The sequence below is a fragment of the Clostridium beijerinckii genome (assembly GCA_003129525.1).
GTDB lineage: Bacteria > Bacillota > Clostridia > Clostridiales > Clostridiaceae > Clostridium > Clostridium beijerinckii_D.
The window spans coordinates 944554-963158 of sequence record CP029329.1 but is presented as its reverse complement, the minus strand read 5'-3'; the positions used below and the strand labels follow the sequence as shown (position 1 = coordinate 963158).

At 29.0% G+C, this 18605-nt stretch carries 16 protein-coding genes, 11 tRNA genes and 1 pseudogene; 17 read left to right on the top strand and 11 right to left on the bottom strand.

The genetic code is table 11. From position 1 onward, the window contains the following. Positions 1-122: 122 nt before the first annotated feature. The gene (locus tag DIC82_03965; protein AWK50257.1) at positions 123-1298 is read right to left on the bottom strand and encodes an NAD-dependent malic enzyme; all 1176 of its coding nucleotides are present in this window, start codon (positions 1296-1298) and stop codon (positions 123-125) included. A 232-nt stretch (positions 1299-1530) separates the two neighbouring features. After that, positions 1531-1907 (bottom strand): annotated as a pseudogene (locus DIC82_03960) (transposase). Positions 1908-2245: 338 nt separating this feature from the next. Here DIC82_03960 and DIC82_03955 point away from each other — a divergent pair. The 4 genes from DIC82_03955 to DIC82_03940 all read left to right on the top strand — a co-directional run bounded on the left by DIC82_03955 (position 2246) and on the right by DIC82_03940 (position 6754). Then, on the top strand, positions 2246-3532 hold the full coding sequence (locus DIC82_03955) for an adenylosuccinate synthase (protein AWK50256.1): 1287 nt from the start codon (positions 2246-2248) through the stop codon (positions 3530-3532). Between the two features lie 105 nt (positions 3533-3637). Then, on the top strand, positions 3638-3820 hold the full coding sequence (locus DIC82_03950; GenBank protein AWK50255.1) for a disulfide oxidoreductase: 183 nt from the start codon (positions 3638-3640) through the stop codon (positions 3818-3820). A gap of 248 nt (positions 3821-4068) precedes the next feature. Further along, complete coding sequence (locus DIC82_03945) at positions 4069-5763, top strand: DDE transposase (GenBank protein ID AWK50254.1); 1695 nt, start codon at positions 4069-4071, stop codon at positions 5761-5763. Between the two features lie 235 nt (positions 5764-5998). Continuing rightward, on the top strand, positions 5999-6754 hold the full coding sequence (locus tag DIC82_03940) for an acyl-[acyl-carrier-protein] thioesterase (GenBank protein ID AWK50253.1): 756 nt from the start codon (positions 5999-6001) through the stop codon (positions 6752-6754). A 93-nt stretch (positions 6755-6847) separates the two neighbouring features. Here the strand turns inward: DIC82_03940 and DIC82_03935 are convergent, their stop codons facing one another. Next, positions 6848-8092 (bottom strand): aminoacetone oxidase family FAD-binding enzyme, encoded by a 1245-nt coding sequence (locus DIC82_03935; protein AWK50252.1) that lies wholly within the window; start codon positions 8090-8092, stop codon positions 6848-6850. Between the two features lie 164 nt (positions 8093-8256). On the opposite strand from DIC82_03935, the gene DIC82_03930 reads away from it, so the two are divergent. The 12 genes from DIC82_03930 (at position 8257) to DIC82_03875 (ending at position 9965) form a co-directional block, all read left to right on the top strand. Then, on the top strand, positions 8257-8829 hold the full coding sequence (locus tag DIC82_03930) for a hypothetical protein (GenBank protein ID AWK50251.1): 573 nt from the start codon (positions 8257-8259) through the stop codon (positions 8827-8829). A gap of 154 nt (positions 8830-8983) precedes the next feature. Then, positions 8984-9058, top strand: a tRNA-Glu gene (locus tag DIC82_03925). Between the two features lie 15 nt (positions 9059-9073). Further along, a tRNA-Val gene (locus DIC82_03920) sits at positions 9074-9149 on the top strand. Positions 9150-9155: 6 nt separating this feature from the next. After that, positions 9156-9232: transfer RNA gene (locus DIC82_03915), tRNA-Asp, on the top strand. Between the two features lie 13 nt (positions 9233-9245). Continuing rightward, a tRNA-Thr gene (locus DIC82_03910) sits at positions 9246-9320 on the top strand. Between the two features lie 29 nt (positions 9321-9349). Next, positions 9350-9424, top strand: a tRNA-Glu gene (locus DIC82_03905). Positions 9425-9439: 15 nt separating this feature from the next. Beyond that, positions 9440-9515, top strand: a tRNA-Val gene (locus DIC82_03900). A gap of 6 nt (positions 9516-9521) precedes the next feature. Continuing rightward, a tRNA-Asp gene (locus DIC82_03895) sits at positions 9522-9598 on the top strand. 13 nt (positions 9599-9611) lie between these two features. Beyond that, positions 9612-9686: transfer RNA gene (locus DIC82_03890), tRNA-Thr, on the top strand. A 30-nt stretch (positions 9687-9716) separates the two neighbouring features. Continuing rightward, a tRNA-Glu gene (locus DIC82_03885) sits at positions 9717-9791 on the top strand. 15 nt (positions 9792-9806) lie between these two features. Next, positions 9807-9882, top strand: a tRNA-Val gene (locus DIC82_03880). A gap of 6 nt (positions 9883-9888) precedes the next feature. Beyond that, positions 9889-9965 (top strand) — tRNA-Asp (locus DIC82_03875). A 41-nt stretch (positions 9966-10006) separates the two neighbouring features. On the opposite strand, the gene DIC82_03870 is transcribed toward DIC82_03875, so the two are convergent. The 8 genes from DIC82_03870 to DIC82_03835 all read right to left on the bottom strand — a co-directional run bounded on the left by DIC82_03870 (position 10007) and on the right by DIC82_03835 (position 16950). Next, positions 10007-10288 carry a hypothetical protein gene (locus tag DIC82_03870; GenBank protein ID AWK50250.1) on the bottom strand — a complete coding sequence of 94 codons (282 nt, stop codon included), beginning with the start codon at positions 10286-10288 and terminating at the stop codon, positions 10007-10009. Between the two features lie 148 nt (positions 10289-10436). Continuing rightward, positions 10437-11417 (bottom strand): DNA replication protein DnaC, encoded by a 981-nt coding sequence (locus DIC82_03865; GenBank protein ID AWK50249.1) that lies wholly within the window; start codon positions 11415-11417, stop codon positions 10437-10439. Continuing rightward, complete coding sequence (locus DIC82_03860) at positions 11410-12390, bottom strand: DNA replication protein DnaD (GenBank protein AWK53030.1); 981 nt, start codon at positions 12388-12390, stop codon at positions 11410-11412. Before DIC82_03860 ends, DIC82_03865 begins: the two co-directional genes overlap by 8 nt. Before the next feature lie 265 nt (positions 12391-12655). Beyond that, a complete protein-coding gene (locus DIC82_03855) occupies positions 12656-13855 on the bottom strand; it encodes a peptidase (protein ID AWK50248.1) in 1200 nt (399 codons plus the stop codon). A gap of 364 nt (positions 13856-14219) precedes the next feature. Further along, on the bottom strand, positions 14220-15035 hold the full coding sequence (locus DIC82_03850; GenBank protein AWK50247.1) for an MBL fold metallo-hydrolase: 816 nt from the start codon (positions 15033-15035) through the stop codon (positions 14220-14222). Between the two features lie 17 nt (positions 15036-15052). Beyond that, positions 15053-15484, bottom strand: a complete 432-nt coding sequence (locus DIC82_03845) for a hypothetical protein (protein ID AWK50246.1) — start codon at positions 15482-15484, stop codon at positions 15053-15055. A gap of 124 nt (positions 15485-15608) precedes the next feature. Next, entirely contained in the window at positions 15609-16085 is a 477-nt protein-coding gene (locus DIC82_03840; GenBank protein ID AWK50245.1) for a dUTPase, read from the bottom strand. 325 nt (positions 16086-16410) lie between these two features. Continuing rightward, positions 16411-16950: a hypothetical protein gene (locus tag DIC82_03835; GenBank protein AWK50244.1), complete on the bottom strand. Its 540-nt coding sequence runs from the start codon at positions 16948-16950 to the stop codon at positions 16411-16413. 386 nt (positions 16951-17336) lie between these two features. Between DIC82_03835 and DIC82_03830 the strand changes: the two genes are divergently transcribed. Further along, positions 17337-18602, top strand: a complete 1266-nt coding sequence (locus DIC82_03830; GenBank protein AWK50243.1) for a UDP-N-acetylglucosamine 1-carboxyvinyltransferase — start codon at positions 17337-17339, stop codon at positions 18600-18602. Positions 18603-18605 lie beyond the last annotated feature (3 nt).

The following is an 18605-nucleotide window of genomic DNA, read 5'->3' as shown; positions in this document are numbered from 1 at the left end:
TATTAGCAATTTAGAGTGTGAGTAAAAAATATATATGCTTATATATTAGAAAAAACCTACAAAATTGAAACTATTCAATCTCATAGGCCTTTTATATAAATTAATAGTTAAGATATAGAAAATTAAATACTAGCTACTCCACTTTTAATCGCAGCTTCTTTAACAGCTTCTGCAACTAAAGATTGAACCTTTAAATCAAATGCTTTTGGAATTATACATTCTGTATTTAAATCTTCATCAGATATAGCATTTGCAATAGCAAAAGCTGCAGCTATTTTCATTTCTTCATTAATTTCTGTAGCTCTTACATCTAATGCACCTCTAAATACTCCAGGGAAAGCTAATACATTGTTTATTTGGTTTGGATAATCTGAACGACCAGTTCCCATTACTGCAATTCCAGCTTCCTTTGCATCTTCAGGGAATATTTCTGGCGTTGGATTAGCCATAGCAAATATTATTCCGTCTTTATTCATTGTTTTAACCATTTCTTTTGAAACTATATTTGGAGCAGAAACACCTATAAATACATCTGCATTTTTAATAGCATCTTTAAGCATACCAGTTTCATTATTTGGATTAGTTATATTAGCTAATTCTTGCATGTAAATATTATGACTTAAATCTTTATCTCTGCTTATTACACCATCTATATCACACATTACTATGTTTTTGACACCAGAAGAAAGTAATAACTTGCAGATAGCAGTTCCAGCAGAGCCAGCGCCATTTATAACTACTTTTATATTTTCTAATTTTTTGTTTACAATTTTTAATGCATTTAGCAAACCAGATAAAACAACAATAGCAGTTCCATGTTGATCATCATGAAATACTGGGATATTTAATTTTTCCTTTAATCTCTTTTCAACTTCAAAGCATCTAGGCGCAGAAATATCTTCTAAATTTATGCCTCCTAGGCTTGGGGCTATATTTACAATTGTATTAACAATTTCATCTACATTTTTAGTATCTAAAACTATAGGAAATGCATCTACATTACCAAATTCCTTAAATAATACACTTTTGCCTTCCATAACAGGTAAAGATGCAAGAGGACCAATATCTCCAAGTCCTAAAACTGCAGTGCCATCAGAAATAACAGCAACTGTATTCCATTTACGAGTATATATGTAAGCTTTTGCAGGATCCTTATGTATCTCGCGACATGGTTCTGCAACTCCAGGTGTATATGCAAGACTTAAATCCTTTGCGTTATTTACTGAACAAGTTGGCTTGATTTCATATTTGCCTCTCTTCTCTTCATGGAATTTTAAAGATTCTTCATAAATATTCATAAAAAACATTGCTACTCAAAATATGGTCAAATGTATTCATATTGAGATTTTTACTGCTTGATTGTACTCTGCCTTGCAAAAGCTAATACAGTGTGTATAGCACTAGGTAAACCACAAAGTGATTCACATAAAAGCAGAGCTTTTGGTTCTCTACTTTTCCACAGCCGTTAATTCTCAAAATAGCCGTTGGTACACATATAAGTACTTATTTAACTTAAGATATCTTATATTTTTAAGCATTAGATAAGTTAATTGAAGCATTTAAATTTCTATCTATTGAAGTTTGACAATTATAATATTTGTACATCGCATCAGATAGCTTTAAATATTTTTTAACATTTCCACAGCAACTACAAGTTTTACTACTTGGATAAGTCGCTGATAATTTTTTTGTACCGTGACTATTTGTTTTTAGATATTTTGACGAGTAACATTTCCTCCTTCATTTTATATATTTTTGTTTAAACTTTCATATTTTCTTGAAAGTTTTCTTTGTCTACGTTTTAAGTTCTTTTATAACTTTTTAACAGTTGGAGTCTTATTTATATTTTTCTTGATTGTGTCATTACTGCATATAGCGAAGTTTTTAAGTCCTAAATGAATTCCGATACATTTAGAATAAATATTATCATTATTTCTCATAAGCATAGTATCTTCTATTTTATAGAATACTAAGCACTTTTAATTATGTTTATATGCATTTTCATTAAATAAAGAAATCATGATTATATAGTTTAAATTGAAAAAAATAAAGTTAGATACTAAGAATATAATATAATTATACGAATTATTAATGAAAAAAGCAAAAAAATATTCGATATATAGTTGACCGTGAAAGGGTACTTTGCTAATATTTAAAAGGAGAGATTAAAATATCAATTAATAAACTCCAAATAAAATTAAAAATTAAGATAAATAAGATTACTTATTTAAGGGAGGCAATATAAATGTCAGCATTTATTGTTTTAGGAGCTCAATGGGGAGATGAAGGAAAAGGAAAAATGACAGATTACTTAGCAGAAGAGGCTAATGTAGTTGTTAGATTTCAAGGAGGAAATAATGCTGGTCACACTGTAGTGGTTGGTGACAATGAATATAAACTACACTTAATACCGTCAGGAATTTTATATGAAGATAAATTAAATGTAATAGGAAACGGAGTAGTTGTAGATCCAAAAGCTCTATTTGAAGAAATAGATTACTTAGAAGGTGTTGGAGTTAAAGTTACACCAGAAAAGCTAATAGTAAGTGACAGAGCTCAACTTATCATGCCATATCATAAAACATTAGATATATTAAAAGAAAAAGCTAGAGGAAAAAATGATATAGGTACTACAGGTAAAGGAATAGGACCTTGCTATACAGATAAATTTGAAAGATGCGGAATCAGAGTTTGTGATCTAATGCATGAAGATGTTTTCGTTGAAAAATTAAAAGAAAATATTGAAATGAAAAATATCTATATTACAAAAGTACTAGGTGGAGAGCCATTAAGCTTTGATGAAATATTAAAAGAATATTTAGAATTTGCTAAGAAATTAAGGCCATTTGTTCAAGATACATCTGTTAGAGTGTACAATGATATTAAAGCAAATAAAGTTGTTTTATTTGAAGGTGCTCAAGGAATGTTATTAGATATTGATTATGGAACATATCCATATGTAACATCATCTAATACAACAGCTGGTGGAGTAGCTAGTGGTGTTGGTATAGGACCTAACATGATTACTAATGCTGTAGGTATTACAAAGGCTTACACTACAAGAGTTGGTAAAGGACCATTCCCAACAGAATTGCTTGATGAGACTGGAGATTGGATTAGAGAAAAGGGGCATGAATATGGTGTAACTACAGGCAGATCAAGAAGATGTGGATGGTTAGACTTAGTTATAGTTAAAACAGCAGCTAGAGTAAGCGGATTAACTTCATTAGCTGTTACTAAAATAGATACATTAGCAGGACTTGAAAAGATTAAGGTATGTGTTGGATATAAATTTAATGATACAGTTATAGATTATTTCCCCGCAAGCTTAGAAGACTTGGCTAAGTGTGAACCAATATATGAAGAATTTGATGGTTGGGATGATAGTGTAGCTGACGTTAGAAGTTATGATGAGTTACCTGACAATGTTAAAAAATATTTAGGTAGAATATCAGAATTTACAGACACTAAGATTTCAATAGTTGGAGTTGGTCCAAAGAGAGATCAAACAATGAGAATAGATAGTATATAATTCATAGTATATCATTATACTCGGGTATTGACTTTCAACGTAGTATAAAATATAATTTTATTGTAAACAAAAATTATAAAAAGTTATATTGAAGAAGGTGAAAGTATGATAACTAAAGATATGACAATTGGTGAAGTAGTTAATGCAGATTCATCTAAGGCTGGGGTTTTAATGAGTTTTGGAATGGGATGTGTTGGATGCCCATCAGCTCAAGCTGAAACTATAGGGGAAGCTGCAATAGTACATGGATTAAACGTAGACGATTTATTACAAGCATTAAATAGATAATAATATTATTTATTAAGAGGATTTTCTTTTTAGAAAATCCTCTTTTTAGCGTACAAATAATCTAGTAAATTTAAAATCAACGATAATTTCAAGAAATATAATAGGAATATTTTTTAAAGAGTAATAACTTATATAATATATTTAAATAAATTATTATGTTAATATTATTATATGATTAGACCACAAAAAGCTGACAAATATCATCCAATTAGAATTTAATGATATAATAGCATTATAAAATTAAACGTATGAGGAGAATTACTATGTTTTGCAAAAATGACCTTCAACAAACTTCATTATTTGAACCAATCAACCAAATGCCAAAATACCTTCAAGATATTTTAAATAAAAGTTGGGCTAAGGCATTTAAGGATCATATTTTTCCGCGAATAAATGAGGAGCGTTTTTCGGTTTTATATAGCAATAAAGCCTCAAGGCCTAATTCACCTATTAATGTTATTCTTGGCTTACTAATTATAAAAGAAATATTTCAGCAGACTGATGAAGAGCTTATCGGCTCTATTCATTTCGATGTAAGATATCAATATGCTTTAAATACAACTAATTATGAAACACAACCAGTATCTATAAATACTCTAACAAATTTTAGAAACAGACTTGTTGAATATGAAGCGTCAACTAATGAAGACTTAATAAAAGCTGAAGTTGAAGCTTTATCCGAAAGCATTGCTAAGTATTTATCTGTTGATAATAAAAAAGTTAGAGTGGATTCGTTAATGGTTAGTTCATCATGCAAAAAATTAAGTAGAATTGAGCTAGTATATTCTATAAATAGCAGACTTATTAAAGCTCTAAATATAATAAATCCACCTATTATAAGTGATGAACTAAAACCGTACCTTGAAAAGGGGCATAAAAATGACACTATATATAGAACTCAAGATTTAAAGGCTGATTCAAAACTTTCAATTTTAATCGAACATTCTAAAATTCTATACAATATCGCTCTGAAAGCTGGAGATATAGTTACTTCAACAGAAGAGTTTCAACTTTTAAATAGAGTTATTCAGGACCAAACTACAGAAGATGCTGCAAAAAATTTAGTTATTAAAGATTCAAAAGATATAACTTCAACTAGTTTACAAAATCCAACTGACAAAGATGCAACCTACAGAAAAAAATATGGTGGTAACGTTGGTTATGTTGTTAATATACAAGAATCATTTAATGATAAAAACAGTGTTATAACAGGCTATGACCTTAAGCAAAATATTCACAGCGATTCAAAATTTGCTGATGATGTTATTGCTAATTTAGCTTCACAAAATAAAAATTCAAACTGTAAACTACTAGTTGATGGTGCTTACTATGAACAAGAAAAAGCCAAAAATGCTTTAAAACAAGGAATTGAAATGATTCCAAGTCAACTAGTTGGCAGAAAAGTATCTACTGATAAACTGAGTTATTCAAAATTCATTGTAGATGACGAAAAAAATGTAATAAGTTGTTGTCCTAACGGAGTCGAACCTGTAGAGTCTTATTATAGTTCAAAATCTTATACAGCCAAATTTGACTCCAGTACATGTGAAAAATGTCCTTTAAATTCACAATGTCCAAAGAAAATATCAAAGAAATTTAATACCATAAGAGTTAGCGAAAAAGCTTATAATACAGCTACTCAAAGAGAAAAAATGCACGAGAGTGAGTATATAAAGCTTGCAAATAAAAGGGCTGGTATAGAAGGTATTCCTTCTGTTTTGAGGAGAAGATATAAAATTGATACCATGCCTATCCGGGGATTATTGCGCTCAAAATTATGGGTTGGATTTAAAATCGCAGCCTATAACTTCAAGAAACTGTTAAAACAGTTTCTTGAAAGTGGCATAGAGTGTTTTCTCAATATAATTGCATGTATAGTTGCTGTAATAATTAACTGTTTTAAATTATATTTTTTAGAATTTGAAGCAAAGCTGTCAAACTAATCACGATACTTTATAGTTTTTGTGGTTTAATCATTATATAAAATATATTTAAAAAATTATTTGAGCAATTAATAGATAAATGTAAGGGAAGAGGAGGATATATATTGCAAATTAGAAATAGTGTATGTTTAGGTAAATATGCTTAACTTAAGAATATATGTTGGAGGAAATGTGATTTTCTTATATGGAAGTATTATAAAAATACCTATTTTTATAGATTTTGCAATGAGAAGTTATGAGTAAAAGTTTTACAAAAAAATATGAAATACATTATTTTGAAGTAAATTCTAAATTGAGATGTAAATTATCATCAATAATTGATTTTATTTGTGATGTAGGTACTCAGCAGTCAGAACACTTTGGTGTTGGAATTGAATATTGTACAAGAAATAATTGTGCTTGGGTATTTTATAAGTATGATATAAAGATGTACAGATATCCAATGTTTGGGGAAACTATAAGTATTACCACGCAGCCTATAGGCTTTAAAAAGTTTTATGGATTAAGAAAATATGTGATTAAGGATGAAGAAAACAATCTTATTGGAGAGGCACTAGCATTATTCTTCTTGATTAATATTCAAAAAAGAAAACCCATGAGAATACAATTAGAACAATACGATAGCTATGGTGTAGATGGTGATGTTGATTATGATATAAGTATGGATACAATAGAGAGATATGATGAGGAGCAATACAAGAAACAATTTGATATTAGATATAGTGATATTGATTCAAATAATCATGTTAATAATGTTAAATATGTTGAGTGGGCAACTGAAGCTGTTCCTATTGAAGTAATCAACAATTGTATTCTAAAAAGAATTAAAGTAATTTTCGAGAAAGAAACCACATATGGGGATAAGATATCAGTAACTGCAACTGTAAAAGAAATTGATGATTTTAATTTAAAGTCATATCATACTATAAGAAATAGTGAAGGAACTGAATTAACATTATTAGAAGCAGATTGGGAAAAGTCAAAAGATTGATATTGGAAAAGGAGTTATAACAAGACATTGAGTTTAACTATGTATTGTTATAGCTCTTTTTTAGTGTATATATTTAGTTGTAAAATAGAATATTTAGCTAGTAGCTGCAGATTTAGCTGCTAAGTAACCAGAGCTCCATGCCCATTGAAGATTAAATCCACCACAATCACCATGAACATCTAAGATCTCTCCACAGAAGTAAAGGTCTTTAACTAATTTAGATTCTAAGGTCAAATTATCTACTTCAGAGGTATCTATTCCTCCTACAGTAACTTGGGCATTAGGGAAGCCATTAGTGCCTATACAATTGAAGTCCCATTGTTTTAATATATCAATTAAATTATTAATATTTTTCCAATCAATATTGCTACAAGGTAAATGAATATCATTTATTCCAACATCTTTTAGTATTGTAGAAATTAATTTTTTATTTATTACCCCAATTAATGCAGATGATATTTCTCTATAATTAAATATAGAAAAATGTGTAGCAAAAAAGTTTTCTACATCTTCTTTGCTTTCATATGGAAACATATCAAGTCTTATAGTGACTTTTGAGCCTTTACTAAGGGCTTTAGAGGCATAAGAGGATAATTGTAGTATGGGTGGTCCAGAGATTCCATAATCAGTGAATAAGACTTCTCCGATATCTGTTCGTATAATCTCATCATTGACTAATACAGAAACAGAGCCATCAAATTTAATTCCAGATAAAGCTTTTAAATAAGGATAATCTAATTTTAATTGAACAATACCAGGCAGAGTTTCTATGATATTGTGTCCAAAGAATTTACTTAGTTTATATCCAGAACCATCTGAACCTGTTTTGGTAGCCGATTTTCCACCACAACTTAAAATAACCTTGTTACAAGAAAAGTTTTCACATTCTTCATTATTGGTATATAAAGTGAAATTTTTCTTTTTGATTATAGAATTAATTTTACAATTTGCATATAAAGGTATATTTCTGTCATCTAATGCCATTCTAAATATATCTATTACAGAAGAGGCTTGAAGGGATCTTGGATATATCTTACCGTTTTCTAATTCTGTTAAAGGCAATCCAAGAGATAAAAACATGCTTTTAGTATCTTCTATTGTAAATTTATTTAGAGCTTCTTGAAAAAAATTATAATTTTCACTGTGGAAATTGTTATATGGGAAAGCAATATTATTATTTGTAATATTACATCTGCCATTCCCAGTCACAAGAATTTTTTTACCGATTCTATCATTTCCTTCAACAATAGCTACATCTATCCCAAAGTCTTTAGCTATTATTGCAGCCATTAGGCCAGATGCACCACCACCGATAATTATTAAATCGTGATAAATCATATTTATTAATCACTCCTTGTTTGTGTAATAAGGTATATGAAATAGAATAATGAGTCAATATACTAGTATATTGACTTGTTATTCTATTTCATATGCTAAATAAAGTTTATCATAGTAATATTCAGGTTAAAAGAAGGGAATATTAAAAGTGAGGTGATTTTTTAATGGAAGTAAAAGTAATAAACAATAATTTGGACAATTATGGGAGTACTTTTAAAGTCAGAAGAATGAATTTTGATAAAATAATTGTGAATTATCCAACTGATAGTGGAATAAAAAGCTTTTCTTTTGAAGATGTAGAATGTATAAGTGAAAATAACATAGATGAATTTTTAATTAAACAAAGAAGTTTTTTAAAGATTAAACTAAAAAGGGGAATATCGGTGGTTTTCTATAATGCATTATACGAATCATTAAAATTTGAAATTAAAGAAGAAATAGAAAATTTAGATGTATTAAAAGATAAATATAAGATAAACAAGAGAGGAATTTGGGAAAAAGAAATATTATTAATTGTAAATAATAAATTTCCATTGGAGGTTATGGCATCAGGACAAAACTTCAAAAAAAATGGATATAACATAATTATCAATAAAATAGAAAAAGATAATTTTTTAGAAATATGTGATGTAGAAATTAAAAATATAAACAGTGAAATAAAACTTCAAGAAGGCATGTTGTCTAGCTTTAAAAAGGCTATAGAGCAGGTGAAAAAGCCTAATAAAACATCGGAATAATTATAGATATAATTTAAAAAATAAGATAAAAATAAAAAAAATTAAAAAATGTGTTGACAGGGAATCTAAATTTAGGTATTATAGTCTATGTGGTCAGCAGCTTGGATAACAAACGACAGAAAATAATATATTTAAGCGAAAGACAATATAACATGGCTCCTTGGTCAAGCGGTTAAGACACCACCCTTTCACGGTAGTAACAGGGGTTCGATTCCCCTAGGAGTCACCATTTTATTCATCTTATGGGCGCATAGCTCAGCTGGGAGAGCACCTGCCTTACAAGCAGGGGGTCACAGGTTCGAGCCCTGTTGTGCCCACCATGAGATGGCCTAGTAGCTCAGTTGGTTAGAGTGCCGGCCTGTCACGCCGGAGGTCGAGGGTTCGAGTCCCTTCTGGGTCGCCATTTTAAATATGATGCTGGCATGGCTCAACGGTAGAGCAGCTGACTTGTAATCAGCAGGTTGTAGGTTCGATTCCTATTGCCAGCTCCATTTTAAATAAAACATACAAAACTCAATATGGCTCCTTGGTCAAGCGGTTAAGACACCACCCTTTCACGGTGGTAACAGGGGTTCGATTCCCCTAGGAGTCACCATTTTATTCATCTTATGGGCGCATAGCTCAGCTGGGAGAGCACCTGCCTTACAAGCAGGGGGTCACAGGTTCGAGCCCTGTTGTGCCCACCATGAGATGGCCTAGTAGCTCAGTTGGTTAGAGTGCCGGCCTGTCACGCCGGAGGTCGAGGGTTCGAGTCCCTTCTGGGTCGCCATTTTAAATATGATGCTGGCATGGCTCAACGGTAGAGCAGCTGACTTGTAATCAGCAGGTTGTAGGTTCGATTCCTATTGCCAGCTCCATTTTAAATAAAACATAACAAAACTTAATATGGCTCCTTGGTCAAGCGGTTAAGACACCACCCTTTCACGGTAGTAACAGGGGTTCGATTCCCCTAGGAGTCACCATTTTATTCATCTTATGGGCGCATAGCTCAGCTGGGAGAGCACCTGCCTTACAAGCAGGGGGTCACAGGTTCGAGCCCTGTTGTGCCCACCATGAGATGGCCTAGTAGCTCAGTTGGTTAGAGTGCCGGCCTGTCACGCCGGAGGTCGAGGGTTCGAGTCCCTTCTGGGTCGCCAAATTAAAGCAAGTTCTAGTTTTATACTAGAACTTGTTTTTTTTATTGATTTACATTTTTATTATTCGTACCAATACCAATTCCTGCAAAAATTCCACCTGATATATAATAGAATACTTCAGGAATATTAATTATCTCTATGCTTAATACTTCAATAATTATAATAGATATAATGCCAAAACACACACCATAAAAACTTATCCACTCCTGTTCAATATGGAGTTTTGTACACAACTTATTTGTAATATCATACTTTTTATCAATTTTAATATATATAATTTTACTTAATACCATAGTTAATATCATTGGCACTAAATTGTTCATATTATTTTATCCACCTCTCATATTACTACAAAGTTTACTATATTTAGGCGTGTATACAAATAGAGAAATTGAATACATATTTGTGAAAGCGGCATTAGAAAATGAGCTGGAACAAATGTGTATCCAATTTCAGTAGGTATATATCTATTTATCTATTTTTTTCTAGATTCTTCTTAATTCTTATATCTTCTGAATAGAATTTACAAAGTTTAAATTCACCAATTAATCTAGAGGCTATTCTTTCACTATATTGTTTTGTTATACCAGGCAATGTTAAATTAGTTGAAATAAGCATTTTTTTATTGCTAAGAATTCTTTTATTAATTACATTAAATAATTCAGTTATAGAAAATTCATTAAGATGCTCAGCACCTAAATCATCTATTATTAATAAATCACATTCCAATATTAATGATTCCAATGTTGAATCATTGTTGAATCTTATATCTCTTAAGTTATTAATTAATTCATCAGACGTTTTGTATATTACCAAATAACCCATATCTAATATAGCTTTTGATATGCAATAAGATAAATAAGTTTTTCCACTACCAGGGTTACCATACAATAATAGATTCGTACCTATCTTTGAGAAATTTGGAATATAATCTTTCAATATGTATTCCAAGTTATTTTCCATATTTTTTCGTGGAGAAAATTTCTCTTCACCAAGCTTATGATTTGAAAACAAATTTAAATCAAAGTTATTGAAATTATTAGATTTTATTGCATTCTCTAATTCAGAATTTTTATAGTATAACTTAATTAATTTTTGCTTATAGCAACTACATTTAACATTACCTATAAAGCCTGTATCCTTACAATTATTGCAGTGATAGTGCAAATTTAGATATTCAGGATTGTACCCTTTCTCAACTAGCATTTCACATTTTTTAACTCTTAAATCAGTAATATTCTCTTTGAATCTACCTAATGTTTTTTCGCTATTACCAGATTTAAGAACTGATACTGCCATTTGTAAAGATAATTTTTGTATCGTATTATCTAATTCAATAATTTCAGGATATTTTTTAAATACTTCATCCTTTCTAAGTTTCAAAAATCTAGTTTCATCTTCTCTAAGTTTATCATATATTTTTAAAATTTCAGTTTGATAGCCTTTAATCATCATTATCCCATCCTAAAAGTTTTTTTTCTAAGGAATCATAATCATACTCTCTTCCTTCAAAGTTATTGAACTTAAGAGGAGCTTTCTCATTATTATTGTAATTTTTTTGATATTTAGTATTTTTAACATTTTTAGTATCTTTAAGAGCTATGTCTTCTAAGGTTTTAATATTATTTTTATTCCAATTAGTAAGTATACCATCAATGTACTTAAAATCGGCTCTATTTAATCTTTCAGAACATATATCACAGGCTTTTAAGATAATTTCATTAGGGAATTTATATATAAGAAGCCATTTTTCTATTAAATCTTGTTGAGGTTTCATTATATCTGTATTATTTATACCTAAATAAGTTAATATTTTTCTTATGTTAATCCACTTATCTTCGGCTTTTTTTATTAAATTTTGTGCTTGATCAATAGTAGTTATTTTTAAATCATGCCAAGACAAGGCTACTTTTTCGATATATCTTGGATCACTTTTACCTTTTGATATACAGTATTCCATTAATATTAAAATTAATTCAGATGAAAAGCCAAATTCTCTTTGCCAATTCAAATAAATTGACATTTCATTTGGAGACAGTGGTCTAGCTAAAAGTATTTCAATGTCTTTCAGCATATCTTTAGTAGTTGTACTATCTAAAGCTTCTAATAAGTCTACTTGTTTTGTAGACTTAGCTGGTTCTTGAATTAAATCTATAAATTCTACATTAAAGTTGCCCATTTTATCTATTTGAGTGAATTTTATAACTCCTTGGTCATTCCAATAATTAAGTGCATTCATAATGTCAGATTCTAATAGATTAAGTGAGGAAGCTAGTATTGATGAGCTAACTCCGAATTCACCAGAAATATCATGTTTTAGCATTAATAAATAAATTTTTATAAATTCACCTCTAGCTTGCGGCATGTATTTCTCTATAAATATATTATTAACAGGAGTGAACCCTAGGGATTTACTCTTTAACATAAATGTGCTCATTCTGCTTGCTACCTACCTTTCAAAGTATTTTGATATGTCTATTGTAAAATAATTGTGCACTACTAGTGCATGTAAATAATTATAGCATATTATAAGTAAAATAAAGTGAAATATTAAAGCGTCTAAAAAATTAACTATTTAAAGAATTCTAATAAAAATACAGAACTATATTAAGGCTGAAGATAGTTCTGTAGATTATTAATGATTTTAAATTTGATTAATAGAATATGAAATCTGATAAGCATATTAATAATTAAGGCATAAGTTTATTAATATTTATGGTGCCTTCACCCTGAATTGTCTTAGATATGTCTTCAACAGGATCACATACAACTTTTAATAAAGAAATCATATCTTTAAAGGTAATGGAGGGATTTTTCTCGCACAGTAAAGCACATAATCCACTAATATAAGCAGTAGCGATTGATGAACCAGTAAATGTTTTATATGGTGCATCTAGTTTGCTTGGATAAAGCTTAATACCATTTTTTTCGGAAGTATAGTTACTATCAGAATTTAATGAAATAACATTAACACAAGCAGCAGATAAGTCTGGTTTAGATAATTTTCCATAAGGCCCACTGGATGAATAGGGATAAGGTTTTACTGTTGACCCAACTGTATCTAAGCCTGCTACTGTAATGCAATTGGGAAGAGTAGCAATTCCCATTATAGACGATGTGTTATTTAAGTTGCTTCCACTAGGTACTATTGGAATTAAACCTTTGGATATAGCATAATTAAACACTGAATCGAAGCAAGAGATAATAAATGTGTTATGAGTTAAAAGTTCAAATGGTAAGCATAATATCTTTATATTTTTTTCTTTAGATATATTAGACAGACTTTCTATAGAATATAGTATGTCAGAAGCAAAGCCTTTACCAAGCTTATCAAATGCTTTATAGCAAAATAATTTACTTTTACTACATATTCCTTTGTACATATTATTTGATGACAATCCACTACTGCATAAAATTCCTGCCATTGATGTACCATGCCCATTATCATCATAAGGATAGTGAAAATTATTAATTAGATCTTCGAATAATTCTATTTTATTGCTAGGAGAAGTTAAATCTGGATGAGGAAATATGCCACTATCTATAAGTCCTATACCAATTCCTACACCAGATAAACCATATTTTTCAGAATAATGAAACTTATTAGCAGTAGCAACACTCATACCACATAAAAATAAATATTCATCTAAATAGATTTTTTCTATTTCAGGATATTCTAAAATTCTATCTATACTGCGAGAATTAAGTTCTGCACTTATGAGATTAGCAGATTCTATAGTATGATGAATTATACCTTTATATGAATTAATTTTTTTAACAACTGAAGATTGAAAATCTTTATATTGTATAAGTACTCTGTAAGTTTTATAGGAATTATTTGACATATAGTAATTTAAATTATAATCTAACTTCTTTTTATATGAAAACATATATTTCTCCATAATATTATTACTTCAATAATATTATATGAAAAATAAACTTATTGTTAATAGAAATAAAATAAAAATACAAATAATCAAAGAGAAGATTTTAGTTATGAAGACATAGTACAGAAATATCATATATGCATTTGTTGAGGTAGGTTAGGATTTTGTTGTGAAACGACTCATATTCATTATTAACTCGATGAGTGAGTTAAAGCAGACAAATATGAAATTTGAGATTTCGCTTTAGATAATAAGTTGTGCCCAAAATGTAAGTTGTTGGTAATGTTGAGCACAACTTAAATGAAACTAGTTTTTTATTATCAGCTGAAGTATGTTAAATTAATTCATCATAGATTTGTAATTTTACTTAGAAACTATAAGTTTCTCCTATATCAATGATTTTAATTGAATCATCATTCAAATTTAATAATGTTTCCTCAGTTTCTTCAAAGTTTTCTAATGAAATTTTAAATGTTTTATAATGAATAGGAATCATTACGGGACAATCCATCATTTTAAACATTTCATAGCTTTGTTCTGGAGTACAATGCATATATGAGAACCTATCAGGCTTATAGCATCCTACAGGCATCAACGCTACATCACAAATAATATCTTTAAAATTATTCGTAAGAGCAGTATCACCAGCAAAAAATACACTTTTACGTTCTCTTTCAATTAAATATGAAATGCTTTCATTATCATTACCAAGATAAAAACGTCTGCCATCATGATCAGCTTCATAAGCAGTAATTTTCACAAAATTATCTTCATACACGTCACCAGGATGTAATAAAAATACATTTTTGAACCCTAATAATTTAGCAAGCCGAAAATATCCCTTTGGAACAATTATAATTGCATCTTTATTTAATTTGCGGAGTGATGAAAAATTTAAATGATCCATATGACCATGAGATAAGAGTATATAGTCTACTGTTAAATTATTTATATATGCTGGTTTTTTTACAGTTCTCTTAAAATATCCCAAAAGACTAGAAAATACAGGGTCTGTTATAATAATTTTATTAGATAAATTAATAACTGTAGTAGCATGACCAAACCAATTAATGGAATTTCCTATAATTTCATCAGATTTTACACATTCGCTTTTTTTAAAGTATTGTTTTATATTTTTAGTCGTTAAATGGAATAAAAAATTAATATTAGAAAAAAAATTCAAACTTTATCCTTCCCTTCTCAATGATTCCATTTAAATATTATAATACCTATAATCATAATAGCAATGCCTAAAAAATGATTTAATGAAAACTTAATCTTTTCACTATCGAACAATCCAAAGAAATCAATAAGTGTAGCAGCGATTAATTGAGATACTAATATAATACCAATTCCTAAGGTAGGTCCCATTGAACTGACACTTTTCATTACTGTAAAAGTTATTATAACACCTAAAACTCCACCTAATAAATAGATTTTATTAGATTCTTTTAAATTTGTATAACTTCCATCACCAAAAAAGAAAAAGACAATAAGGCTTACAATAAGAGCAATGACTTGAACTAATAAGGTAGTTTCCCATAGTCCTATTTTTTCACTGAGCCTTGTATTAAATACGCCTTGAACACTCATAGCAATTCCTGAAATTATTGCACATATTATTCCGAACATAATATCACCTCAAGGGTAGTATTCCCTTAAGATTATTGACTATGCTTATATAAAATAAAAAATATCATTATGTAGAAATATATTACGCTCGATGGTCAATATTTATATATGTTATATTTAAATATTAAAGTATTACTAAATTATCTAAATCTTTAATAAATTGATCATGTATTTGAGATTCTGAAAATCCTAATGTTAATCCTAAGCTTAGTAGGTCTTCAAATAAAGTTAAGTAGTGATCCATAGATGGGGAAACAATTAAATCATTAATATCAATATATAAATTTAAGAATTGATCACTTAAACAATAATCATTAGGATTCATAGATACTGCTATTAAATCGGTATATTTATGATCAATTCCTAATGTCAAAGCTTGAGAAATGCAATTTATATATTTATTGAATATTGCAGTTAAATTGACAGGCTTGGTAACTTTAGTTAAGTAATTAAAGCAAAGAGTTTCATTAGCTAAATTACCGAGTATTATTTCGAATTCAAGATTTTTACGAACTTGTAATTTATGTAAATCTAATTCTTCATTTATTGGTAAGTTATCATTATAGTTCTTTTGTACTTTAAATAGTGGCTGAATATTCATAGTGAATCCTCCTACGGTTTCTAGTGATTAATCTTATTTTACAAAATCTTTAAAATAAATGAAAGTACAGAAAACGAATACAAAAAAATATTTTTTATATTTACACAAAATTCATAATATTAAGAGATTATTTTTAAAAATTAAATTATGCATTATGACAAGTTCAATTCTCAAATGTTCCCAAATAATAAGACTGTCTAAAAAAACACTATTTTAAGACAGTCCACAACATGGCTAAGATTTTAAAACATAGCCCAAAATTTATATTAATTTTTAATAAAAACTGAGTTAAGATATATCTCTGTAAATCTATAAAAGAATATTGTTAAAACTCCCTTAATGTATATGACTTTAACGGAATATTCTTCCTTATAGTAGGAAGTTTCCATATTTCAATACTTTTAACTTTTAATTTAGCAACATTATCTTTATTATATATTTCAGGAAAATTTAATTTGACATCTTGTTTCTTATAATCTTTAGGAATATATCCTAGATTAGCAAGGGAAACAAAATTGTCATCAAAAGATTTAACAATAAATCCGTTAAGTTCTAATGTATCAAAAAGACAACGAGAAAGTCTTTTTATATAACCTTTGTTTTCTATTTTTAAATTTATACTTTTAGTAGGATCAAATAGATATACTAAATCACTAGCATCAATTCTAAAGCTTTTATATGGAGCTATAATTTTATCAACAATAGGATATAATTTATCTAAATTTGGATTTTCTATAGCTGTTAATATAATAAAGGGTACTGGTGAATTTCTATTTGCTCTAAATTTTTTAGACATATTTCTTTGTATTGGTGATATTACTTGATAGGTTTCCTCATCAAATAATGCAACTATATAGTACTTCATGATAAACCTCACAATCTCAATTAGTGTATTACTCAAAGTTTTAATAAATTATAACACAATAAGTAAAATAAAAGAATAGAATAGAAGAATAATTAAATAATGAATACAAATAATAATTATGTAATATGAAGAAAATTTTAACATATATATTTATTTGTATTTTAGATAATAAGATATTTTAGGATGATAATTACAATTAAACCAATTAAAAAGTTATATAAACATCAAAGATAATGAAAAAAGTAGTAATAGACTGAAAAAATGTATTTAAATAAATTTTGTTTATGATATAATAATTAAAGTACAATTTAATAATAAAATAGGTTAATAATGCAAATTAGTATAAATGAATAGAATATATATTTTAGATAGATAGGGTGAATTCAATGGAAAGATTAGTTATAAACGGAGGAAACTTGCTAAAAGGCAGCGTTGATATCAACGGAGCTAAGAATGCAGCAGTAGCAATATTACCAGCAGCAATAATGGCAAGTGATGGAAAATGCATAATTGATAACATACCAGATATTGAAGATGTACACTGCTTAGAAAGAATACTTAAAAGCTTAGGCTGTAAAATTGTTAAAATAGATAATAATACTTTAGAGATAGATAGTACGGGTGTTAATAATTTTGATGCATGTACAGATGATTGTAGAAGAATGAGGGCTTCATATTATTTTATAGGAGCTTTATTATCACGATTTAAAAAGGCAAGAGTAGTTCTTCCAGGCGGATGTTCAATAGGTGTAAGACCTATAGATCAGCATATAAAAGGTTTTGAAGCTTTAGGAGCAGAAGTATTTATAGAACATGGAGCGGTTAATGTTAAGGCAGATAAATTAATAGGAGCAAATATATTTTTTGACGTAGTTTCAGTTGGTGCAACAATAAATGTAATGATAGCAGCAACATTAGCAGAAGGAGTTACGTCATTAGAAAATGTAGCTAAAGAACCTCATGTTGTTGATGTAGCAAATTTTCTAAATACAATGGGTGCGGATATAAAAGGTGCAGGTACTGATATAATAAGAATTAAGGGCGTAGAAAGCTTAAAAGGTTGCTCATATAGTGTAATCCCAGATCAAATTGAGGCTGGTACATTTATGATAGCAGCAGCAGCTACAGGTGGAGATGTTTATATAAAAAATGTAATACCAAAGCATTTAGAATCAATTACTGCTAAGCTTACAGAAATGGGAGCTGTAATTGAAGAAGGTGATGACTGTATTAGAGTAACTGTAAACAAACCACTAAAAGGAGTTAATATTAAAACAACTCCATATCCAGGATTTCCTACAGATATTCAACAACCAATGTCAACATTGTTAAGTATTGTTCCAGGAAGAAGCTTAATTACTGAATCTATCTGGGAAAATAGACATAAGCACATAGATGAATTAAAGAAAATGGGCGCTAATATAAAAGTTGAAGGTAGAGTTGCAATAATAGATGGTCCACAAAAGCTAACAGGTGCTGTAGTAAAGGCAACGGATTTAAGAGCTGGTGCCGCTATGGTTATAGCAGGACTAGTTGCAGAAGGAATAACAGAAATAACTAGTATAGAGCATATAGATAGAGGATATCCTCATATAGAAAATAAGTTTAAAGCTTTAGGCGCAGATATTAAAAGAATAAATGTTAAAGAGTAATAG